The sequence below is a fragment of the Mycobacterium sp. NPDC050041 genome, assembly GCF_049541695.1.
In the GTDB taxonomy this organism is placed as follows: Bacteria; Actinomycetota; Actinomycetes; order Mycobacteriales; family Mycobacteriaceae; genus Mycobacterium.
Genome location: NZ_JBMVDG010000004.1, coordinates 360,079 through 381,276, shown reverse-complemented (window position 1 = coordinate 381,276; position 21,198 = coordinate 360,079). Strand labels below are relative to the sequence as shown.

General features: G+C 68.6%; 18 protein-coding genes and 2 tRNA genes. 10 read left to right on the top strand and 10 right to left on the bottom strand.

Annotated features, from left to right (window positions below):
- Positions 1–2: 2 nt before the first annotated feature.
- A complete protein-coding gene (locus ACPCHZ_RS16105; protein WP_364984743.1) occupies positions 3–767 on the bottom strand; it encodes a DUF1542 domain-containing protein in 765 nt (254 codons plus the stop codon).
- A gap of 46 nt (positions 768–813) precedes the next feature.
- Positions 814–1,998, bottom strand: coding sequence for a serine hydrolase domain-containing protein (locus ACPCHZ_RS16100; protein ID WP_423485638.1), 1,185 nt, complete (start codon positions 1,996–1,998; stop codon positions 814–816).
- Positions 1,999–2,198: 200 nt separating this feature from the next.
- On the opposite strand from ACPCHZ_RS16100, the gene ACPCHZ_RS16095 reads away from it, so the two are divergent.
- Both ACPCHZ_RS16095 and ACPCHZ_RS16090 read left to right on the top strand, forming a co-directional pair.
- Positions 2,199–2,546, top strand: coding sequence for a hypothetical protein (locus tag ACPCHZ_RS16095; RefSeq protein ID WP_423485637.1), 348 nt, complete (start codon positions 2,199–2,201; stop codon positions 2,544–2,546).
- A gap of 112 nt (positions 2,547–2,658) precedes the next feature.
- Positions 2,659–3,039, top strand: coding sequence for a hypothetical protein (locus tag ACPCHZ_RS16090; RefSeq protein WP_423485636.1), 381 nt, complete (start codon positions 2,659–2,661; stop codon positions 3,037–3,039).
- Positions 3,040–3,102: 63 nt separating this feature from the next.
- On the opposite strand, the gene ACPCHZ_RS16085 is transcribed toward ACPCHZ_RS16090, so the two are convergent.
- Positions 3,103–3,176, bottom strand: a tRNA-Gly gene (locus ACPCHZ_RS16085).
- A 135-nt stretch (positions 3,177–3,311) separates the two neighbouring features.
- Between ACPCHZ_RS16085 and ACPCHZ_RS16080 the strand changes: the two genes are divergently transcribed.
- The 6 genes from ACPCHZ_RS16080 (at position 3,312) to ACPCHZ_RS16055 (ending at position 8,820) form a co-directional block, all read left to right on the top strand.
- Positions 3,312–3,385 (top strand) — tRNA-Pro (locus ACPCHZ_RS16080).
- A gap of 39 nt (positions 3,386–3,424) precedes the next feature.
- A complete protein-coding gene (tig, locus tag ACPCHZ_RS16075) occupies positions 3,425–4,849 on the top strand; it encodes a trigger factor (RefSeq protein WP_423485635.1) in 1,425 nt (474 codons plus the stop codon).
- A 154-nt stretch (positions 4,850–5,003) separates the two neighbouring features.
- Positions 5,004–5,600 (top strand): ATP-dependent Clp protease proteolytic subunit, encoded by a 597-nt coding sequence (locus ACPCHZ_RS16070; RefSeq protein WP_264015442.1) that lies wholly within the window; start codon positions 5,004–5,006, stop codon positions 5,598–5,600.
- Entirely contained in the window at positions 5,600–6,247 is a 648-nt protein-coding gene (locus ACPCHZ_RS16065) for an ATP-dependent Clp protease proteolytic subunit (protein WP_364984753.1), read from the top strand. Before ACPCHZ_RS16070 ends, ACPCHZ_RS16065 begins: the two co-directional genes overlap by 1 nt.
- A gap of 332 nt (positions 6,248–6,579) precedes the next feature.
- Positions 6,580–7,860: an ATP-dependent Clp protease ATP-binding subunit ClpX gene (gene clpX, locus ACPCHZ_RS16060; protein ID WP_364984756.1), complete on the top strand. Its 1,281-nt coding sequence runs from the start codon at positions 6,580–6,582 to the stop codon at positions 7,858–7,860.
- A gap of 54 nt (positions 7,861–7,914) precedes the next feature.
- The gene (locus ACPCHZ_RS16055) at positions 7,915–8,820 is read left to right on the top strand and encodes an SAM-dependent methyltransferase (RefSeq protein ID WP_423485634.1); all 906 of its coding nucleotides are present in this window, start codon (positions 7,915–7,917) and stop codon (positions 8,818–8,820) included.
- Between the two features lie 53 nt (positions 8,821–8,873).
- Here ACPCHZ_RS16055 and ACPCHZ_RS16050 read toward each other — a convergent pair whose 3' ends face one another.
- The 6 genes from ACPCHZ_RS16050 to ACPCHZ_RS16025 all read right to left on the bottom strand — a co-directional run bounded on the left by ACPCHZ_RS16050 (position 8,874) and on the right by ACPCHZ_RS16025 (position 15,902).
- Positions 8,874–9,278 carry a hypothetical protein gene (locus ACPCHZ_RS16050; protein WP_423485633.1) on the bottom strand — a complete coding sequence of 135 codons (405 nt, stop codon included), beginning with the start codon at positions 9,276–9,278 and terminating at the stop codon, positions 8,874–8,876.
- Positions 9,279–9,323: 45 nt separating this feature from the next.
- Positions 9,324–10,640 (bottom strand): glycosyltransferase, encoded by a 1,317-nt coding sequence (locus ACPCHZ_RS16045; protein WP_423485632.1) that lies wholly within the window; start codon positions 10,638–10,640, stop codon positions 9,324–9,326.
- 65 nt (positions 10,641–10,705) lie between these two features.
- Positions 10,706–11,161, bottom strand: coding sequence for a DUF5994 family protein (locus ACPCHZ_RS16040; protein ID WP_423485631.1), 456 nt, complete (start codon positions 11,159–11,161; stop codon positions 10,706–10,708).
- A gap of 98 nt (positions 11,162–11,259) precedes the next feature.
- Positions 11,260–12,492, bottom strand: coding sequence for a fatty acid desaturase family protein (locus ACPCHZ_RS16035; protein WP_364984766.1), 1,233 nt, complete (start codon positions 12,490–12,492; stop codon positions 11,260–11,262).
- Positions 12,493–12,720: 228 nt separating this feature from the next.
- On the bottom strand, positions 12,721–13,545 hold the full coding sequence (gene fdhD / locus ACPCHZ_RS16030) for a formate dehydrogenase accessory sulfurtransferase FdhD (protein ID WP_423485630.1): 825 nt from the start codon (positions 13,543–13,545) through the stop codon (positions 12,721–12,723).
- On the bottom strand, positions 13,533–15,902 hold the full coding sequence (locus tag ACPCHZ_RS16025; RefSeq protein WP_423485629.1) for an FdhF/YdeP family oxidoreductase: 2,370 nt from the start codon (positions 15,900–15,902) through the stop codon (positions 13,533–13,535). The genes fdhD and ACPCHZ_RS16025 overlap by 13 nt, the downstream gene beginning before the upstream one ends.
- 189 nt (positions 15,903–16,091) lie before the next feature.
- On the opposite strand from ACPCHZ_RS16025, the gene ACPCHZ_RS16020 reads away from it, so the two are divergent.
- Positions 16,092–18,266: a glutamine synthetase III gene (locus tag ACPCHZ_RS16020; protein ID WP_423485628.1), complete on the top strand. Its 2,175-nt coding sequence runs from the start codon at positions 16,092–16,094 to the stop codon at positions 18,264–18,266.
- 94 nt (positions 18,267–18,360) lie between these two features.
- Here the strand turns inward: ACPCHZ_RS16020 and ACPCHZ_RS16015 are convergent, their stop codons facing one another.
- A complete protein-coding gene (locus ACPCHZ_RS16015) occupies positions 18,361–19,449 on the bottom strand; it encodes a YncE family protein (RefSeq protein ID WP_423485627.1) in 1,089 nt (362 codons plus the stop codon).
- A gap of 140 nt (positions 19,450–19,589) precedes the next feature.
- On the opposite strand from ACPCHZ_RS16015, the gene ACPCHZ_RS16010 reads away from it, so the two are divergent.
- Positions 19,590–21,149: a Na+/H+ antiporter gene (locus ACPCHZ_RS16010; protein ID WP_423485626.1), complete on the top strand. Its 1,560-nt coding sequence runs from the start codon at positions 19,590–19,592 to the stop codon at positions 21,147–21,149.
- Positions 21,150–21,198: the final 49 nt, after the last annotated feature.

Genomic DNA, 21,198 nt, shown 5'->3' with positions numbered 1-21,198 from the left:
GGTCAGAACCCGCCGAAGTCGCCGCCGCCGAAGTCGCCGCCGCCGAAGTCGCCCCAGCCGCCGCCGTCACCGCCGCCGCCGTCGAAGCCCCCCGCGTCGCCGCCCTGATCCATTCCCTGGTCATAGCCCTGCGCGAAGCCCTGCTCGTAACCCGTTCCGGCCATTCCGGAGAACAACGTGCTGAACAGGAGCACCGAGCCGACGCCCCAGGCGCCGGCGACCAGCGCGGGCTTCCACCACGGCTCGGAGTACCAGCCCGCAGGCACCGGCCGACCGGCGACGGTGCCACCCGGGTAGTAGTTCGGGGTGCGTTGCGACGGGCTCGGCGACGCCTCGATCTCACGGCCCTCGAACTCGACGCTGCGGGCCTCGGTGACGGTGCCCGCGGTCCGCTGACCGGCCAGCGACTCGAGCTCCGGCCCCGGGTCCATGCCCATCGCAACTCGCGCAGCCCGCACGTAGTACAGGCCCTCGATCGCGCTCTCCTTGGCCAGCAGCGCCTGCTTGGCCGAGGTCGCCTGATCGATCTGCGACGACGCGGCGGTGTAGCGCTCCGACGCATCGGCCATCGCCTGCTTGGAGGCGTCGTCGTTGCCGCTGAGGTTGAGCACCTGACCGCCGAGGCGTTCGATCACCCTGCGGGCGTCGGCCTTGGCGTCGGCCAGCGACTCCGCCGACCGCTTGCCCGCGGACTTCGAGGCGGCGTACACCGCGACGGCGATCGCCGCGACGACCAGGACGATGAGCACGAGCAGTACGCCGTTCATGAACTCAGCGTACCGACAGGAAGCTCCAAGATCGGGGCCGCGCGAGTCAGTCCTGAGTGACTCTCAGGGCCGCGTAGACCTCGTCGGACAGCGCCAGGCTGCGCGGGTCGGCGTTGCATTTCGTGGCATCGAACCGGTTCATCACGTAGGCGTAGCCGATGCCGTGTTCGAGGTCGGCGAACGCGAAGGAGCCCCCCGAGCCGCCGTGTCCGAACGACCGCGGATTCGGCCCGGCGACGCGGCGTTGGTTGAGCATGTAGCCCAGGCCCCAACCGTGGTCGGCGACGCGTGATCCGAGCACCAGGTCGGTGTCGTTGCCGCCTCGGCAGATTCGCACCCGCTCGAGATGGTCGGGGGAGAGCAGCTTGCCCTGAACCAGGGCGTTGTAGAAGGTGGCCATGCCGAGCGCGGACACGTGGGCGTTGGTCGCGGGGAACTCGCTGCGGCGCCACCGCGTCAGCGCGTGGGAGCCCAGCTCGTCATCGGGGATGAAGCCCATGGCGACCGACAGGCCGGCCTTCGGGTGCTCGGTCAGCGAGACGGGTCGAGCGGGTGCGCCGGCGTCGGCCAGCACGTCGCGGATGTGCGGCTTGCCGATCATGTCGGCGCACCGGTGGTGTTCGGCGTCGGGCAGGCCGATGTGCACGTCGACGCCCAGCGGCTCGGCGATCTCGGTGCGCAGGTACTGGCCCAGGGTGCGGCCGGTGACCCTGCGGACCAGTTCGCCGAGGATGAAGCCAAAGCTCACCATGTGGTAGCCCTGCGCGGCGTCTGGCCGCCACCAGGGTTCGGCCGCGGCCAGCCGTGCGCACACCGCATCCCAGTCCGTGGTGTCGGACCAGTGCAGCGGGGTGCGCGGACCGATCACCCCCGAACGGTGCGACAGCACCATGGCGACGGTGATGTCCTGCTTGCCGGCCTGCCCGAATTCGGGCCAGTAGGCGGCCACCGGCGCATCCAGGTCGAGTTCGCCGCGGTCGGCCAGCAGGTGGACACAGGTGCTCGTCAGACCCTTCGACCCGGAGAAGACGCTGGCCAGGGTGTCGCGCCGCCACGGTCGCCGGCCGGCGGCGTCGGCGTACCCGCCCCACAGGTCGACGACCAGGTCGCCCTCCACCCAGACGGCCACCGCGGCGCCCACGTCGTCGCGCTCGGTGAAGTTCGCCTCGAACGCGTCACGCAGCTTGGTGAAGAGGGGATCGCAGCGGCCGTGCACAGGTTGGTCTGTCACGGTTCCCCTGTCCGAGGCCCGTCGGCTCCATCATTCCCGACATGAAAAGCCAACGCGCGCAATCTGACTGACGATGCTATCCGGGAAGGCGCCGTCGACGGCCGAGGCGATCGGATCGTTACCCGGTCGGTACCGATCGGTGTCATGGCGTCCCCGAATTGCCGCGCCACACCCTCACCGCAGGGTGTGACACTCGATGGATGCTCGTGGACACGCTGGCCGCCGCGGGACCGGACGGTGAGAGCGGATCGTTCGGCCTGCTGCTGGTCATACTCGCCATCGCGGTGATCGGCCTGCTGCCGATCATCGCCGTCGTGGTCGGCAGCGCTCTGCTGATCGCCGGATTCATCCGACGCTCCGCCTACGATCGCCGACTCGCCCATCCGTGGGGCGACGCATTGCCGATGCCGCCGCACCACCCGGCCGGTCCTGTCCCGTTCGCCGGTGTCCCGCCGCCGCGTGGGGGAGACGGCACCGTGCTGCTCGTCATCGGCGGACTCATGGCGGCGCTGGGATTGCTGGGGCTGGCGGCCTTCGCGCTGATCTGACGGATCGGGGTGGGGCGGAGGAATCCCGACATCATTCCGCCTACCTCATCTAAGGTCGGGCGAAGCAGACCGAAGGGATGACCTCGTGTTGAAGCGTTGCACCGCTGGCGCAATGTTCGCTGCGGTGGGCGCATGCGCTGTCGTCGCTTTCGCTCCGATCGCCGGTGCGCAGGATCCGCCGTGTGAACAGCGGCCGCCAGACCAACAGCAGCAGTGCCAGCAGGACCAGGCCGCCGGCATCGCCAACCAGGTCGAGGGTGCCCTGGAACAGGGGCAAGACGCCCTGCAACAGGGGCAAGACGCCGTGCGACAGGGTCCAGTCAAGCCTTTGATCGACCCGGCGACGGGCAAGGTCAACCCCGGCCCGACTGGCCTGCGCGTGCTGATCAATGGCGTTGACACCTGTTTGCCGGTCGGGGTACCTGCTCCTTTGGGAGCGGATGTGCGCATCGTTCCGGGCGATATGACCGGCAGCTGCATCTTGGGGTCGTAAGGGATTCGAGGCCGGCGCGGAAACCGCCGACCAACTGCAACGACGCCCCTTCCGGGCGCTTCGTGGAGCGGGCGACGGGAATCGAACCCGCGTAGCTAGTTTGGAAGACTAGGGCTCTACCATTGAGCTACGCCCGCATGTTGTGCATCGCAGATCGTACCGGCGCGCCGTCGATCAAGGCCAATTGGCCGCCGCGCGCGCATGCGCGTCGCCGGCAACACGTAGTATCTCGCGTGGTCAGTGACGCGCGTGCGGGCGACGAAGACCACCTTCGGGGTGTAGCGCAGCTTGGTAGCGCATCCGCTTTGGGAGCGGAAGGCCGCAGGTTCAAATCCTGTCACCCCGACAGCACCACCCGTATTCAGACATCGAGGAGTCAAAGAGCGTGAAGAGCACCGTCGAGAAGTTGAGCCCCACCCGGGTGCGCATCAACGTGGAGGTGCCCTTCACGGAACTGGAGCCCGATTTCGACCGCGCTTTCAAGCAGCTGGCCCAGCAGGTCCGGCTGCCCGGCTTCCGGCCCGGCAAGGCGCCCCGCAAGTTGCTCGAGGCGCGCGTCGGCCGTGAGGCGATGCTCGACCAGGTCGTCGGCGAGGCGGTTCCGGGCAAGTACTCCGAGGCGATCACCACGTCCGAGGTGCAGCCGCTGGGCCAGCCGGAGATCGAGATCACCAACAAGGAGTACGGCGAGGACCTGGTGTTCACCGCCGAGGTCGACGTCCGGCCCGAGATCGAACTGCCCGACCTGGAATCCCTGACGATCACCGTCGACCCGATCGAGGTCGGGGACGACGAGGTGGACGCGGAGTTGCAGAACCTGCGCGCCCGGTTCGGCACCCTCACCGGTGTCGACCGGCCGGCCGCCGAGGGCGACTTCGTGTCCATCGACCTGTCGGCCACCGTGGACGGCGAGCCGGTGCCCGAGGCCGCCACCGAGGGCCTGTCCCACGAGGTCGGCTCCGGTCAGCTCATCGACGGCCTCGACGACGCGATCACCGGCCTCTCCGAAGGCGAGAGCAAGGAGTTCACCACCACGCTCGCCGCCGGTGAGTACGCCGGCCGTGAGGCAGTGGTGACCGTCACCGTGAAGTCGGTCAAGGAGCGCGAGCTGCCCGAGCCCGACGACGAGTTCGCCCAGTTGGCAAGCGAATTCGACACCTTCGACGAGCTGCGCGAGAGCCTGGTCGAGCAGGTCCGCCGGGTCAAGCGCGTCACCCAGGCCGAGCAGATCCGGGACCGCGCGCTGGAGGCGCTGCTGGAGCAGACCGAGATCCCGCTGCCCGAGAAGGTGGTGCAGGCCCAGGTCGACGACACCGTGCACAACGCGATCCACGGCCTCGATCACGACGAGGAGCGCTTCGCCGAGCAGCTCGCCGAGCAGGGCACCACCCGCGAGGAGTTCGACGCCGAGACCCGCAGCGATGCCGAGAAGGCCGTCAAGACCCAGCTGCTGATGGACGCGGTGGCTGACAAGCTCGACGTCCAGGTCGGCCAGAACGACCTGACCGAGCGCCTGGTGCTGATGTCGCGTCAGTACGGCATCGAGCCGCAGCAGCTGCTTCAGGTGCTGCAGCAGAACAACCAGCTGCCGGCGATGTTCGCCGACGTGCGGCGCGGGCTGACCATCGCCGCGGTGGTGCATGCCGCGACGGTCACCGACACCGAGGGTGCGGTCATCGACACGACGGAGTTCTTCGGGCCCGCCGGTGAGGCCGACGGCGCCGCAGAGGACGTCACCGGCGAGGCCGACGCCGCCGCTGAGGACGAGGCCGACGACGACGCAGCCGAGGACGCCGCCGACACGAAGTGACGCGTCCGGCGGTCGCGCGCGAAGCGACCGGGGACACGCTGTGAGCGAACGCGGCCCCGCCAGGGAGTGCGGCGCGGCGCAGTTTGGTTAGTGTCGGTGACAGCCGACGAAGTTCGAGAGCGACGAAGACGTACGAGAAAGAGGTACTCAGCCGATGACGGAAATGCGTGGCGGGTCGCCAGGGCTCACACTGCAGGACTCGGTCTACGAGCGGTTGCTCGCCGAGCGCATCATCTTCCTTGGATCGCAGGTCGACGACGACATCGCCAACCGGATCTGCGCGCAGATCCTGCTGCTGTCGGCCGAGGACCCCGTCAAGGACATCCACCTTTACATCAACTCGCCGGGCGGCTCGATCAGCGCAGGCATGGCGATCTACGACACCATGGTGCTCGCGCCGTGCGACGTGGCGACCTACGGCATGGGCATGGCCGCATCGATGGGTGAGTTCCTGCTCGCGGCGGGCACCAAGGGCAAGCGCTACGCCCTGCCGCACGCCCGCATCCTGATGCACCAGCCGTTGGGCGGGATCACCGGTGGCGCGGCCGACATCGCGATCCAGGCCGAGCAGTTCTCCTCGATCAAGAAGGAGATGTTCCGGCTGAACGCCGAGTTCACCGGGCAGACCATCGAGCGCATCGAAGCCGACTCCGATCGCGACCGCTGGTTCACCGCGCAGGAAGCACTCGAGTACGGCTTCGTCGACCACATCATCACCAGCGCCAGCATCAACGACGGAGTGGCACCCTGATGACCAATCAAACTGATCCCCGGCTGCAGCCGCAGGCCCGCTACATCCTGCCGTCGTTCATCGAGCACTCGAGCTTCGGCGTCAAGGAGTCCAACCCGTACAACAAGCTGTTCGAGGAACGCATCATCTTCCTCGGCGTGCAGGTCGACGACGCGTCGGCGAACGACATCATGGCCCAGCTGCTGGTCCTGGAGTCGCTGGACCCCGACCGCGACATCACCATGTACATCAACTCGCCCGGTGGCTCGTTCACCTCGCTGATGGCGATCTACGACACCATGCAGTACGTGCGTGCCGACATCCAGACCGTGTGCCTGGGCCAGGCGGCCTCGGCCGCGGCGGTGCTGCTGGCGGCAGGAACGCCGGGTAAGCGGCTCGCGCTGCCCAACGCCCGCATCCTGATTCATCAGCCGGCACTGTCCGGTGTGATCCAGGGGCAGTTCTCCGACCTGGAGATCCAGGCCAAGGAGATCGAGCGGATGCGCACCCTCATGGAGGTGACGCTGGCGAACCACACCGGCAAGTCCCCTGAGCAGATCCGCAAGGACACCGACCGCGACAAGATCCTCACCGCGGCCGAGGCCAAGGATTACGGCGTCATCGACACGGTGCTCGAATACCGCAAGCTGTCGGCCCAGAAGGGCTGACCGGCCGCCGATCGGCCGCGCACCGCGGCCGGTCGGGGACGGTATCGTGGGCGCAGGCCACCACATCGCAACCCGGTGGACACCTTCTGTTGCGGCTCACGCTTCGGTCACGACGGCGACACGCCAGGAACACGGGCCGCGTGGCGGCGGGTCACCGGGTGCGTCAGGCGATATGTTGGCGCGACAGCTGAATACCACCGACGCGATTCGTCTCTAAGGTCGCACCGCGCCGGAACAAGCGGGTAGCGTCGGGTTCAATGCCTCGGCGACGCCCGAAGTGAACCACCAGTCCGATTCACCGACTTGTGAACAGGAAGTAGGCCTCCACCACCATGGCGCGTATCGGAGACGGCGGTGACCTGCTGAAGTGCTCGTTCTGTGGCAAGAGTCAGAAGCAGGTGAAGAAGCTCATCGCGGGTCCCGGTGTGTACATCTGCGACGAGTGCATCGACCTGTGCAACGAGATCATCGAAGAGGAGTTGGCCGACGCCGACGACGTCAAACTCGATGAACTCCCGAAGCCGGCGGAGATCCGCGACTTCCTCGAGGGCTATGTCATCGGGCAGGACACCGCCAAGCGCACGCTCGCGGTCGCCGTCTACAACCACTACAAGCGCATCCAGGCGGGGGAGAAGTCGCGTGATTCGCGCGCCGAGACCGTCGAGCTGACGAAGTCCAACATCCTGATGCTCGGCCCGACCGGGTGCGGCAAGACCTACCTGGCCCAGACGCTGGCCAAGATGCTCAACGTCCCGTTCGCGATCGCCGACGCGACCGCGCTCACCGAGGCCGGCTACGTCGGCGAGGACGTCGAGAACATTCTGCTCAAGCTGATCCAGGCCGCCGACTACGACGTCAAGCGCGCCGAGACCGGCATCATCTACATCGACGAGGTCGACAAGATCGCCCGCAAGAGCGAGAACCCGTCGATCACACGCGACGTCTCCGGTGAGGGCGTGCAGCAGGCGCTGCTGAAGATCCTCGAGGGCACGCAGGCGTCGGTGCCCCCGCAGGGCGGCCGCAAGCACCCGCACCAGGAATTCATCCAGATCGACACCACGAATGTGCTGTTCATCGTGGCCGGCGCGTTCGCCGGGCTCGAGCGGATCGTGCAGGACCGGGTCGGCAAGCGCGGGCTGGGCTTCGGCGCCGAGGTGCACTCGAAGGCCGAGATCGACACCCAGGACCACTTCGCAGAGGTCATGCCCGAAGACCTGATCAAGTTCGGTCTGATCCCCGAGTTCATCGGTCGCCTGCCGGTCGTCGCGTCGGTGACCAACCTGGACAAGGAATCGCTGGTGCAGATCCTGTCCACTCCGAAGAACGCATTGGTGAAGCAGTACACCCGGCTGTTCGAGATGGACGGCGTCGAGCTCGAGTTCGACGAGGATGCCCTCGACGCGATCGCCGACCAGGCGATTCACCGCGGCACGGGTGCCCGTGGTCTGCGCGCCATCATGGAAGAGGTCCTGCTGCCGGTGATGTACGACATCCCCAGCCGCGACGACGTCGCCAAGGTGGTCGTCACCAAGGAGACCGTCCAGGACAACGTGCTGCCGACGATCGTCCCGCGTAAGCCGACGCGCGCCGAACGCCGCGACAAGAGCGCCTGATCTGACACGCTGACCGCCGCGCGGGGGCATGATGTCCCCGAACGGGGGTCGGGCATGGGCAGAACCGAAGGCGACAGCTGGGACATCAGCGAGAACGTCGGTACCACCGCACTGGCCACCGCGATGGTCCGGGCGGCAGAGACAACCCGTGATGATCGACTGACGGCCGACCCGTTCGCTCAGCACTTCCTCGACGCGGCGGTTGCGCAGGGTTGGAAGAATCCGTACGCCACTGAGGCCTGGAACCGCAATGAATACGACGATCCGGCCGTGGCACGCTTTCGGCAGGCGTCGACGGACTGGGCCGCGTGCCGCACCCGGTTCATCGACGATTTCCTGACCGCGGGTGGCGAACGCCAGATCGTCATCCTCGCGGCCGGTCTAGATGCCCGGGCCTGGCGGCTGACGTGGTCCGACGGCACCGTCGTCTACGAGCTCGACCAGCCCGGAGTGCTCGAGTTCAAGGACACCACCATGCGGTCGCAGGATGCCGAACCCGCCACCGCCCGTCGGGCAGTCCCGATAGACCTCCGCCATGATTGGCCGGCGGCGTTGACCCCCGCGGGGTTCGATCCGGGTATGCCGACGGCATGGGTGGCGGAGGGGTTACTGCCATACCTCCCACCCGCCGCCCAGGATCTACTGTTCGAACGCATTCACCAATTCAGCGCTGCAGGAAGCCGACTCGTTGTGGACGCCTACACGCCCGAGTTCTACGCGAACACCGCAGAGACGTTCCGACGGATGAACGAGACCACCCGCGAAGAGGTCTACTCCGGCGAGCAGCTCTTCTTCGCCGGGGAACGCGCCGACGTCGTCGAGTGGCTGGCCGACCGGGGCTGGTCGACCCGTGCAGCGGTCGCGGTCGACGTGATGGCGAAGTTCGGCAGGCCCGCACCGGACGGCGTCCCGGCCGGCTCGTTGAGCAGCACTTTCGTCACGGCGCACCGGAGGCAGTAGCGGGACGGCAGCGTCGTCCCCTCCTCGACGCTGCCGTCCCTTCTGCTGGTGGCTCATGCCGTGCCGACGGCTGCCACCTCTTCCCCCTGGCGTGTCGCGACCTGCTCGGAGATGTAGACGACGTCCGGTGTGGTGTGGATCCGCTCGGGTGGCCGACGCACGACGGCGAACTGGACGGCGTCGCCGTCGGGCCGGCGGGTCTGCTGTAGCACGGCCCCGACGAGGCCGGCCCGGTCCGACTCGGTCAGCTCCCTGACGTGTGCCTGCTCGAGCACCCGCCGGTTCGCATTCGTCAGCCCGAAATGCACCTCGCGCCATCGGTCCCAGCCATCGGGCCCGTGTTCACGCCAGACCAGCACGACCTCGGTGGCCGACGGTGTGAGCAGGCCGCACACCGAGCTGACGAGCCCCCAGATGAGGAACACGGTGATCGCGGCGAACTGCAGCTCGGTCAGCATGGTTCGAGCCTGCGCGCCGCGGCCGGTGAGCGCATGAGTAGTCCACTACGCGACTTCACGCGGGACCGCGCTGCCACGCTCGGCGATCACGTCGTGCACGAGCGCGGCGATCTCGGCAACGCCGTCGCGCCGGGCGTACGCGGCCGCCAGCGTCCGGGCCCTGCGCCCATAGCGGTCGTCGTCGAGCACCGCGCGAACCGCGGTGCGTACCTCATCGGCCGACGGTGTGCCGGTGCGCAGGTCGATGCCCGCGTCAGCCCAGGCCACCCGGGCCGCCACCTCGGGCTTGTCCTCGGTGTTGCCGGCCACCACCAGCGGCACCCCGGCACAGAGCGCGCGCTGCACGGCGCCGTATCCGCCGTTGGTCACCATGACGTCGACCCTGGGCAGCAGCAGGTCGTGCGGAATGTATTCGGCGACATGAACATTGCGGGGGAGTGAAATCCTCAGGTCGGTCACCGGGCGGCCGCCGGTGGTGGCGATGACCGTAACGTCCTCACCGCCCAGCGCAGCGATCGTCGGTGCGAGCAGTCGGCTCAGGTCGGCGTTGTCGATGGTGCCCTGGGTGACGTGCACGACCGGGCGCGCGGTGTCGAGCTGTCCCCACCAGGACGGCAGCGTCACACCGGAAGACGGTGCCGGGTGGACGGCGCCGACGTATCGCACGGTGGCGGGGAGATCGCTGCGGGGATAGTCGAATTCGGGAATGGTCGGCGCGATGTAGTGGTCGGCCAGCAACCCCGCGTCGAGGACGAAGGTCCGCAGTGGGCCTGCGCCGAGGCGGGTCAGCACCTCCTCTGCTGCCCGCTGCGGCTCCCGCAGCAACACCCTGTGGGCGAGGACGGTGAGCGCCCGGTTGCGCAGCCGTCCCGGCCACGACGACGACGGCGCCATGCCGAGGCCGCCGGGTGCGGTGTCGCGGCTGGTGATCATCAGCGGGGTGGTGGTGTACGCGAGCACCGGCGGCCGGCCGGCCCGGTCACCGAGCAGCAGTGGTAGCACACCCAGGAATGCGGCGTCGACGATGAGGGCGTCGAACCTGTTGTGCGCCAGCAACTCGGCGAGTGCGCGGGCCTGGTGCGGCATCGGTGCGACGAACAGCCGCGTGATGTCGAAGTTGACCCGTGCGACGCCCGACGTCTCGGTGCGCCCGGGGAAGTCGATGTCGAGGCGCGACAGATCGAAGTCGGCCTCGGCGGGTAGGGCGGCCGGCGTGGCGCCGACGGCACGGATCCGTTCGGCATGAGACGCCGATGTCAGCACAGTGACGCGGTCGCCGCGGTCGATCAGTCCGCCGGCGACGCTGAGCAGGGGGCTCACGTGGCCGATCGGGGGCATCGCGACGATCAAGATCTCCGCCATGGGAGGGCTCCTTCGAGTGGTCGATTGTGTTCCGACCACTCCGACGAGCCAGCGTCGTCAAAGGTTCACTGACCGCCCATGCTGAGCAACTGGGCGATGGGCAATCTGCTGTCCGGCGCGGCGGCGGCCATCATGGCCCGGTGCGCCTGTTCCGCGTCGGTGGCCGGCGGAATCACCAGCAGCAGGCACTGGGTCCGGTTCAGTCCGCGCACGGCCAGCGTGTCGACGGGCTGACTGACGTACCCGTCGAGACGCACCACCCGGTCACCGACGGTGGCTTTGGCGGGCGCGACGGCCCACTCGCCGAGGTGGTACATCACGCGCTCGATGCGGCCGAGGCGGACCGACAGCACCGCCAGCAGATCCGGCAGTTCCGCCTGCAGGTCGTCACTGTGAGGCCACCACGCTCCGTCGACATAGCCGGTTGGCGCCGCCTTGGGCTTCAGTCGCAGCCGGGGTGTGTAGTCCGGCGGGCTCGGGTGGCGGCTGGCTGTCGATGCCATTGAATCTCTTTGCGTCATGGCGACGCTCCTGTCCGGGCCGTGACACGACCCGATTCCGTCGACAGCGACACGACCTCTGAACGGTCACATGCGAACGGCCGTCGACATCCTTCACGCTACCCGGCGGACCGCCAGGGCATCCGCGAACGCCGGGCCTGCCGCCGGCGCTCCAGCGCGCTGCGCAGCCCGTATCTGACGTGGGGGTCCGCCGGCCATGCGGGGTCGCCGTCGAATCGCCGCTCGGATGCCGTCTCCGGCGCGTCGTCCACCGTGGCGGTCAGGAACCGGTCCGGCAGCGCGAGCTTGTGGATGGTGCGCAGCGTCAGCAGGTACTGCCGCGCCAGCGGGCCGGTGGTGTACGGCAGGTCGTACTTCTCGCACAGCTGCCGCACCGACACCGCGATCTCCGGAAGGCGATTGCTGGGCAGGTCGGGAAACAGGTGGTGTTCGATCTGATAGCAGAGGTGGCCGCTGAGGAACCCCATCAACGGTCCGGCGGAGAAGTTGGCACTGCCGAGCATCTGGCGCAGATACCAGTGCGGCTTGGTCTCGTCGGTCAGCACCGCCGGATCGAACTTCTCCGCGCCGTCGGGGAAGTGGCCGCAGAAGATCACTAAGTAGGCCCACAGATTCCGCAGCACGTTGGCCGCGGCGTTGGCACCCAGGGTCCTCCGCCATCGCCGCACGCTCAGCGCGGGGAAGACCACGTAGTCCTTGGTGACCTGACGGGAGATCTTGCGCAGCAGCGCTTTGCGTCCTGCTGTCAGCTCCTCGGCGGTGTCCACGCGGTCCCGGTTGGAGTGCACGCCGTGCAGCGCGATGCCCCATTCGAAGATGACGGCGAGCAACACGTTGCGCAGAGGCTGGATGAGGTGCTCCGGTTTCCAGGTCTGATCCCGGGTCATCCGGATCACCCCGAACCCGATGTCGTCGTCCATGCCGAGGATGTTGGTGAAGACGTGGTGGGTGTAGTTGTGCGAGTAGCGCCACTGGGAGGACAGTCCCGCCATGTCCCACTCCCAGGTGTTGGAGTGGATCTCCGGGTCGTTCATCCAGTCCCACTGACCGTGGCCGACGTTGTGCCCGATCTCCATGTTCTCGATGCTCTTGGCTGTCGCCAGCGCCACCGTCCCCAGCAGCCAGCCGGTCCGGCTGCGGCTGCACTGGATCGTCAGCCGCGCCGCGACGTCCAGCGTGCGCTGCAGCAGGATGGTCCGTCGGATGTACGCGGCGTCACGGGCACCGAGATCGTCTTCGATACGGGTGCGGAGGGAGTCGAGTTCGCTGCCGAATGCCTCGAGGTCTGCGTCGGTCAGATGCGCGTAGGCGCGGACCTGGCTGATCACCATTGGTCAATCCTTGTTCGATGGGACGAAGCGCGCGCGTCCCCGGGACGCGCGAATGGGGTTCCTTCCCATCCGTGACTGCGCTCGCGTGGTGAACGCATCCACGAGTCAGAAGCGGTGTCCGCCGAGCCAGGTCTCACCCGGGCGGAGTGACCGACGTTCAGTTGCCGTGCCCTTCACACTCTACGGGTGCCGACGCCGTGCCGCATGTGCCCGCCAGGAGATGCGGACTCATCGCGTGACGCGGTCGCGCCGGGTGTAGATGTTCATCGACTCACCCCGCAGGAACGCCACCAGCGTGAGTCCGGACTGGCTGGCCAGATCGACGGCGAGCGACGAGGGCGCGGACACCGCGGCGAGTACCGGGATGCCGGCCATCACCGCTTTCTGGGTGAGCTCGAACGACGCGCGACCGCTGACCAGCAGCACGGTGCCCGTCAGCGGGATGCGGTCCTGTTCGGTCGCCCAGCCGATCACCTTATCGACCGCGTTGTGCCTGCCGATGTCCTCACGGACCACGAGCAGCGTGCCGTCGGTGGTGAACAGGGCGGCGCCGTGCAGGCCGCCGGTGCTGGCGAACACCTTCTGCGCTCGACGCAACTGGTCCGGCATCGCCGACAACGTCGCGGCCGGCACGGACGACGGGTCGTCACCCGGGCAGTGCCGGCTCGACAGCTGCACCGCCTCCAGCGACGCCTTGCCGCACACCCCGCAAGACGACGTGGTGTAGAAATTGCGGCGCACGTCGATGTTCGGCATGGGCACCGTTGGCGCCAGGGTGACGTCCAGGACGTTGTAGGTGTTGACGCCGTCCTCGTCCGCGCCGCGGCAGTAGCGGACGGTCAGCACGTCGTCACGGTGCCCGATCACCCCCTCGGTGAGCAGGAACCCCTGCGCCAGTTCGACATCGGATCCCGGTGTCCGCATCGTCACGGTGATCGGGGTGCCGTTCAGCCGGATCTCCAGCGGCTCCTCGACCACCAGTGTCTCGGGCCGGGCGACGGCGTCCTCACCGGTGACGTGGTGCGCCCGCCGGCGGGTGGTCACTCGTCCCATGTCGAACCGCTCACCAGATCGCTGGGCGCGCTGGCCCTTTCGAGACGAATGACGACGGCCTTGGACACCGGGGTGTTGGACCTGGCGGCGACGTGGTCGAGGGCCACCAGCGAGTTGGTCTCCGGGTAGTAGGCGGCCGCATTGCCTGCCGGTGTCGAGTACGGCACCACCATGAAGTCCTTGGCGCGGCGTTCCTGCGTGTCGCCGTCGACCGCGAACTCCGACACCAGATCCACCCGGTCGCCCTCGGTGAGTCCGAACGCGGTGAGGTCGGCAGGGTTGACGAAGACGACGCGCCGGCCGCCCTCGACACCGCGGTAGCGGTCGCTGAGCCCGTAGATGGTGGTGTTGTACTGGTCGTGGCTGCGCAGGGTCTGCAGCACCAACCGGCCTGGCGGCACCGCCACCCACTCGAGCTCGTTGACCGCGAAGTTGGCCTTCCCTGTGCTGGTGGGGAATTCGCGTGCATCGCGGGGACCGTTGGGTAGCTGGAAGCCGTCGGGTGCGCGCACCCGGCTGTTGTAGTCGTCGCATCCCGGCACCACGGCGGCGATGGCGTCGCGGATGGCGTCGTAGTCGGCGTTGAAACGCTCCCACGGCACCGGGTGGCTGGGGCCGAGCAGTTCGCGGGCCAGCTGGCAGATGATCGCCACCTCGCTGCGCACCTCCTCGCCCGGCGGGTGCAGGCTGCCCCGCGACAGGTGCACCATCGACATCGAATCCTCAACCGAGACCTGCTGCTTCACCCCGTTCTGCAGGTCGCGGTCGGTGCGGCCGAGCGACGGCAGGATGAGCGCGGTGCGGCCGTGCACGATGTGGCTGCGGTTGAGCTTCGTCGACACCTGCACGGTGAGCGAGCAACTGCGCAGCGCGGCCTCGGTGACCGCGGTGTCCGGTGTCGCGAGCGCGAAGTTGCCGCCCATGCCCATGAACACCTTGGCCCGGCCGTCGCGCATCGCGCGGATCGCGTCGACGGTGTCCACCCCGTGGTCGCGCGGGCTGACGATCCCGAAGTGGGCGTCCAGCGCGGCCAGGAACGTCTCCGGCATCTGCTCCCAGATGCCCATGGTGCGGTCGCCCTGCACGTTCGAATGCCCCCGCACCGGGCACAATCCGGCTCCGGGCTTGCCGATCATGCCGCGCATCAGCAGCACGTTGGCGATCTCGGAGATCATCGCGACCGCATGCCGGTGCTGGGTGAGCCCCATCGCCCAGCACGCCACCGTGCGCTGCGAACCGGCGATCATCGCCGCCACCCGCTCCAGCTGGGCGCGGTCGATGCCGGTGGCCTCGAGCACGGTGTCGAGGTCAACGGCCCGGGCGTGCGCCTCGTACTCGGCGAATCCCGCGCAGTGGTCCTCGATGAAGTCGCGGTCGACGACGGTGCCGGGCTGCCGGTCGTCGGCCTCCAGCAGCAGCCGCGCCACCCCCGCGAACAGTGCCATGTCGCCGCCGAGGCGGATCTGTACGAACTCGTCGGCGATCGGTACCCCGTGCCCGACCACGCCGTGCACCTTCTGCGGGTCCTTGAAGCGGACCAGGCCGGCCTCCGGCAGCGGGTTGACGGCGATGATCTTGGCGCCGCCGGCCTTCGCCTTCTCCAGCACCGACAGCATCCGGGGATGGTTGGTGCCCGGATTCTGGCCGGCGATGATGATCAGGTCCGCGGTGGCGACATCCTCGACGCTGACCGATCCCTTGCCGATGCCGATCGCGTCTCCCAGTGCCGCGCCCGAGGACTCGTGGCACATGTTCGAACAGTCCGGCAGGTTGTTGGTGCCGAAGCTGCGGACCAGCAGCTGGTACAGGAAGGCGGCCTCGTTGCTGGTGCGGCCTGAGGTGTAGAACACCGCCTCGTTCGGGTCGGCGAGCGCCCGCAGCTCGGCGGCGATCAGCCGGTACGCCTCGGCCCAGTCGATCTCGCGGTAGTGGTCGTCACCGGGACGCAGCACCACCGGGTGGGTCAGCCTGCCCTGCTGGCTCAGCCAGTACTCGGGGCGGGCCTCCAGGTCGGCGATCGAGTGCCGGGCGAAGAACTCCGGTGTCACCACCCGCTTGGTGGCCTCCTCGGCGACAGCCTTCGCGCCGTTCTCGCAGAACTCGGCGAACTTGCGGCCGCCGGGTTCCTCCGGCCAGGCGCAACCGGGGCAGTCGAACCCGTGCCGCTGGTTGAGCCGGACCAGCGATACGGCGGTGCGCAGCGGGCCCATCGACTTGAGGCCGCGTTGCAGCGAGACCAGCACGGCCCTGACGCCCGCCGCCTCGCCTTCCGGTCCGGTGGCGACCGCGGCGTGCTCGTCGTAGTCCGCCTCGATGTCGCGGGTGACACCGCGTCCTCGGCGTAGTCGAAGCCCCATGAAGCCAGCGTAGGCGTCGCTGCGAGGCGGCGACCGCGGGTCGGGGTGGCGAAGTGGTGACGCCGCGGGATGGCAAACGAATTCTGTCGGTGACGGGCGCGTAACAAGTCTGCCATCGACCGTTCCTAGTGTTGGCCGGTCAACCGTCGGCGTGAGACACGCGCGGACCATGCAGTGATAGGAACTTCATTGAGCGGAAATGCCGTGCGTCTGCAGGCCATCAACAACGTCGAGGCGTACGTGCCGCCGGCGATCAGTTTCGATCCCGCCGAGGCGCCCGGCGAGATCTTCGGATCGAACGTGTTCACCAAGGCCGAGATGCAGTTGCGGCTGCCCAAGTCGGTGTACAAGTCCGTGGTCGCCACCATCGAGAAGGGCGCGAAGCTCGACCCGGCCGTCGCCGACTCCGTCGCCTCGGTGATGAAGGACTGGGCGCTGTCCAAGGGCGCCACCCACTACGCCCACGTGTTCTACCCCATGACCGGGTTCACCGCCGAGAAGCACGACAGCTTCCTCGAGCCGGTCTCCGACGGCCAGACGCTGGCCGAGTTCGCCGGCAAGACCCTGATCCAGGGCGAGCCCGACGCGTCGAGTTTCCCGTCCGGCGGCCTGCGCAGCACCTTCGAGGCGCGCGGCTACACCGGCTGGGACGTCACCAGCCCGGCGTACATCCTGGAGAACCCGAACGGCAACACGCTGTGCATCCCGACGGTGTTCGTCTCGATGACCGGTGAGGCGCTGGACTTCAAGACGCCACTGCTGCGCAGCCAGCAGGCGATGGGCGCGCAGGCCGAGCGCATCCTGAAGCTGTTCGGTCACAAGGACTTCGATCACATCGTGTCGTTCTGCGGTCCTGAGCAGGAGTACTTTCTGATCGACCGGCACTTCTTCCTCGCCCGCCCGGACCTGATCAACGCGGGCCGCACCCTGTTCGGCACCAAGCCGCCCAAGGGGCAGGAATTCGACGACCACTACTTCGGCGCCATTCCCGAGCGCGTGCTCGGCTTCATGATGGACACCGAACGCGAGCTGTTCAAGCTGGGCATCCCCGCCAAGACCCGCCACAACGAGGTCGCGCCCGGCCAGTTCGAGATCGCGCCGATGTTCGAGCGGGCCAACATCGCCGCCGACCATCAGCAGTTGCTGATGACCACGTTCAAGACCATCGCCAAGAAGCACGGCATGGAGTGCCTCTTCCATGAGAAGCCGTTCGCCGGGGTCAACGGTTCGGGCAAGCACGTGAACTTCTCGATGGGCAACGCGCAGTTCGGCAGCCTGCTGGTGCCCGGCGACACCCCGCACGAGAACGCCCAGTTCCTGGTGTTCTGCGCCGCGGTGATCCGCGCGGTGCACAAGTACGCCGGCCTGCTGCGGGTGTCGGTCGCCTCGGCCACCAACGACCACCGTCTCGGCGCGAACGAGGCGCCGCCGGCGATCATCTCGATCTTCCTGGGCGATCAGCTCGCCGACGTGTTCGACCAGATCGCCAAGGGCGCGGCGACGTCGTCGAAGGGCAAGGGCACCATGATCATCGGTGTCGACACATTGCCGATTCTGCCCACCGATCCGGGCGACCGTAACCGCACCAGCCCGTTCGCGTTCACCGGCAACCGCTTCGAGTTCCGCGCGCCCGGTTCGGGCCAGACGATCAACGTACCGATGATCATCCTCAACACGATCATGGCCGACTCGCTGGACTACATGGCCACGGTGCTGGAGAAGGCCGTGTCCGACGGCGAGGAGTTCGACACCGCCGTGCAGACGCTGCTGACCGAGATCATCACCGAGCACGGTGCGGTGGTGTTCAACGGCGACGGCTACTCGGAGAACTGGCACATCGAGGCGGCCGAGCGGGGTCTGCCCAACCTCAAGACCACCCTCGACGCGGTTCCCGAGCTGATCAAGCCCGAGGCCGTCGAGGTGTTCGAGCGGTACGGCGTGTTCAGCGAGCGTGAACTGCACAGCCGCTACGAGGTCCGCCTCGAGCAGTACGCGCTGACCGTCGCGGTCGAGGCGAAGCTGGCGCTGGAGCTGGGGTCGACGGTCATCCTGCCCGCGGCGGTCCGCTACCAGACCGAGCTCGCACAGAACGTGGCGACGCTCAAGGCGGCAGGCATCGAGCCCGACATGACGCTGCTGCAGAGTGTCTCGGAGCCGATCGGCGAGCTGACCGCGGCGGTGACGGCGCTGAAGGCCGCGCTGGCGCATCATGCCGACGGCGCACTGGAGGAGGCGACGCACGCCCGCGACGGCCTGCTTCCCGCGATGGACGCGGTGCGTGCCGCCGCGGACGCCCTCGAGGGGATCGTCGCCGACGACCTGTGGCCGCTGCCGACCTACCAGGAGATGCTCTACATCCTCTGATCTGCGCGCCGCGTACCCGTACCGCCGCCGGGTGTGAGGGTTCCCGTCCTGCACGGGCCCTGGTAACCGCAGCCCTCACACTCGGCGGCCACGCTCACGCGGGGTCGATGATCTGCACCACCCCGCCGGTCACCCCGGCGACGAACAGCCGGCCCGTCGTCGCGTCGACACCGACGGTGTACGGGTTCTGCACGGTCGGCAGCCGCTGGATCTCGCGCGGTTGCGCCGCGGACATGTCGTAGCCGACCACCTCGTTGGTGCCCGACGACGCGACCCACAGCCGGTCGCGTGTCGGGTCGTAGGCGATGCCGTAGGGCCCGCCGGCCTGGGGCACCGAGGCGACCTCGCGAGGCGTCGGCCGCGGCTCGAACACGCGTACCGCGTCGCCGCGGGTGTCGGTGGCGATCATCCGGCCGTGCCGGTCGGCGACCAGGTGCGTCGGACCCTCGCCTGCCGGTGTGGACCCGACGATGGCCAGCCGATCGCTGTCGTAGACGGTCAGGTCGTTCTTGCGCACATCGAGCAGGCCCATCGAGGCGCCGACCGGCGCGAGTCCGGCCGGCTGGACGCTGTCGGTGAAGACCTTGACGATGTCGTCGCCACGCACGGCGGCGACGGTCCCGCCCAGTTCGTTGGCGACGAACACCGTGCCGTTGGGTGCCTGCGCGGCGTCGTGCGGAACCGTCCCGGTGATCACCTGTGATTCGGCCCGGCCACCGGGCAGCACGACCCGGATCAACGCGTCGGCACTCTCGACGGGCACCAGGACCGGCCCGCCGGGCTTGGCGAGCTGCAGGTGACGCACGAAACCAGGCAGTGGTGTGCGCGCGACGACGTCGCCGCTGTCGGCGTCGAGCAACACCAACGCGTCGGGTCTGCGGGTGGCGACCGCGACGATGCGGGTCTGGGCGTCGACGACGACACCTTCGGGTGCTGTGCCGACCGCCACCGTGCGGCCGGGCACCGGTGCGGTCTGCGGCGGCGCCTGCTGTGGCTCGGCGGGCGGGGGCAGGTCGCCGGCCTGCGGGCGGCTGCCCTCGGTCGGCACGCCGGAGGGCAGCAGGCCCGTTGTCGTCGTCGCCGCGCTCGTCGACGGCTCGCCGGTGGGGGACTGCTCCGCGGCCTCACCGCCGCAGCCGGCGAGGATCAGCACCGCGGTGAGCAGGAGCGGGCGCAGCGTCATGACGGTCGGATAACCCGGGCGGCCCGCGCCGAGACGGCCCGCCCCAGATCGTAAGAATTCCGCCACCAGGGGTTCCCGGGACGGGGAATGGGGAATGTGCAGGTCGACATGACACCGACACTCCACCGAGGCCGGCACCGATGGCCGGCCTGACGCTGCTGCTCGGGCTCGCGGCAGCCACCGTGCTGCTGGCTCCGCTCGCCGAGCGCATCAACCTGCCCTACCCCGTGGTTCTGCTGATCTTCGGCCTCGCCCTGGCCTACGTGCCGGGACTGCCGCCGCCGACGGTGAACCCGGAGCTGATCCTGCCGCTGGTGCTGCCGCCGCTGCTGTTCGCCGCGGCCCGCCGCACCTCGTGGCGGCAGTTCCTGGACAACCGTCGCGCCATCGGTCTGCTGGCGATCGCGCTGGTCGGGATCACCGCGTGCGCGGTCGGCGTGGTGCTGCAGGCGGTGGTGCCCGGGCTGCCTTTGATCGCCGCGCTCGCGCTGGGCGCCGCGGTCGCGCCGCCCGACCCCGTCGCCGCGACCGCGGTGGCGCACAAGCTGAAGCTGCCCCGCCGGTTGCGCACCATCCTGGAGGGCGAAGGGCTGTCCAACGACGCGACGTCGCTGGTCCTCTACGAGGTGGCCGTCGCATCGACGGTGACGGGGGCGTTCGTGCCGTGGCATGCCGGTGCCACGCTCGGCGCCGCGGTGGCCATCGGGATCGCCGTGGGGCTCGCGATCGCCGTCGCGACGCGCTGGCTGCTCAAGAAGTTGCCCGCCCATCCCGCGGGCAGCGCACTGGTGCTGGTGATGCCGTTCGCGGCGTACGTGGCCGCCGACGCGGCGCACGGCAGCGGGGTGCTCGCCGTGGTCACCATCGCGCTGGCGCTGAGCCGATATGCCGACCAGGAATCCGCGCAGACCCGCCTGGTGTCCGGGACGACGTGGGAGATCATCGAATTGCTGGTCACGGGCGCGGCATTCGCGTTCGTCGGCCTGGAACTGCGGGCCGTCGCCGAGCAGGTGTCCGGGTCGCTCTCCACGCTGATCGGTCAGGCGCTGCTGATCACCGCGGTGGTCGTGGTGGTGCGGTTCCTATGGATCTTTTCCGTCGCCTCGATCGACGAGAAGATCATGCGGCGACGCCGCGACAGACCAGAACCCGTCGGCTGGCGGGAGATGACGGTGGCGTCGTGGGCGGGCATGCGCGGCGTGGTCACCCTGGCGGCGGTGCTGGCACTGCCGCCCGGCTTCCCGGAGCGCGAGCGGCTGATCTTCATCGCATTCGTGGTGATCATCGGCACCATGCTGGCCCAGGGCCTCACCCTGCCGTTGCTGGTCCGCGTCCTCGGTGTCACCGTGTCGGGCGACGAACAGGACGCCGAGGAACAGGAGCTGCTGCAGCGGGCCCGAGACGCCGGATTCCGCCGTCTCGACGAAGTCCGCGACCGGGGCGACGTCGACTCGGAGGTGATCGACGAGGCGAGCGAGAACGCCACCCGGATGTGGCATTCACTCGGGTTGACCAGAGACGAAGCCGACCGGCAGGACACGGTGCACGTCCATGACGCGTGCACGGTGAACGCGCTCAAGGAGGAGGTGCTCGAAGCCGCCCGCGACGCGGTGGTGGGCGCCCGCGCGAAGTCGGGCACCGACCCCACGATCGTCGATCGAGTGTTGCGCCGCCTCGACGCCCGCGGCACCTCCAACTGAGCGCCGGGGACCTTGCGATTTGTGGATTCCCAGCCGCGGTGAGCGCGGG

Coding starts and splice junctions, on each gene's coding strand:
- ACPCHZ_RS16050 (WP_423485633.1), bottom strand. CDS start 9,278: ATGCTGACCGAGCTGCAGTTCGCCGCGATCACCGTGTTCCTCATCTGG.
- ACPCHZ_RS16010 (WP_423485626.1), top strand. CDS start 19,590: ATGGCCGGCCTGACGCTGCTGCTCGGGCTCGCGGCAGCCACCGTGCTG.
- ACPCHZ_RS16035 (WP_364984766.1), bottom strand. CDS start 12,492: ATGGTGATCAGCCAGGTCCGCGCCTACGCGCATCTGACCGACGCAGAC.
- ACPCHZ_RS16105 (WP_364984743.1), bottom strand. CDS start 767: ATGAACGGCGTACTGCTCGTGCTCATCGTCCTGGTCGTCGCGGCGATC.
- ACPCHZ_RS16040 (WP_423485631.1), bottom strand. CDS start 11,161: ATGACGCAAAGAGATTCAATGGCATCGACAGCCAGCCGCCACCCGAGC.
- ACPCHZ_RS16090 (WP_423485636.1), top strand. CDS start 2,659: ATGTTCGCTGCGGTGGGCGCATGCGCTGTCGTCGCTTTCGCTCCGATC.
- ACPCHZ_RS16065 (WP_364984753.1), top strand. CDS start 5,600: ATGACCAATCAAACTGATCCCCGGCTGCAGCCGCAGGCCCGCTACATC.
- ACPCHZ_RS16015 (WP_423485627.1), bottom strand. CDS start 19,449: ATGACGCTGCGCCCGCTCCTGCTCACCGCGGTGCTGATCCTCGCCGGC.
- clpX (WP_364984756.1), top strand. CDS start 6,580: ATGGCGCGTATCGGAGACGGCGGTGACCTGCTGAAGTGCTCGTTCTGT.
- ACPCHZ_RS16025 (WP_423485629.1), bottom strand. CDS start 15,902: ATGGGGCTTCGACTACGCCGAGGACGCGGTGTCACCCGCGACATCGAG.
- ACPCHZ_RS16055 (WP_423485634.1), top strand. CDS start 7,915: ATGGGCAGAACCGAAGGCGACAGCTGGGACATCAGCGAGAACGTCGGT.
- ACPCHZ_RS16095 (WP_423485637.1), top strand. CDS start 2,199: ATGCTCGTGGACACGCTGGCCGCCGCGGGACCGGACGGTGAGAGCGGA.
- ACPCHZ_RS16045 (WP_423485632.1), bottom strand. CDS start 10,640: ATGGCGGAGATCTTGATCGTCGCGATGCCCCCGATCGGCCACGTGAGC.
- ACPCHZ_RS16070 (WP_264015442.1), top strand. CDS start 5,004: ATGACGGAAATGCGTGGCGGGTCGCCAGGGCTCACACTGCAGGACTCG.
- fdhD (WP_423485630.1), bottom strand. CDS start 13,545: ATGGGACGAGTGACCACCCGCCGGCGGGCGCACCACGTCACCGGTGAG.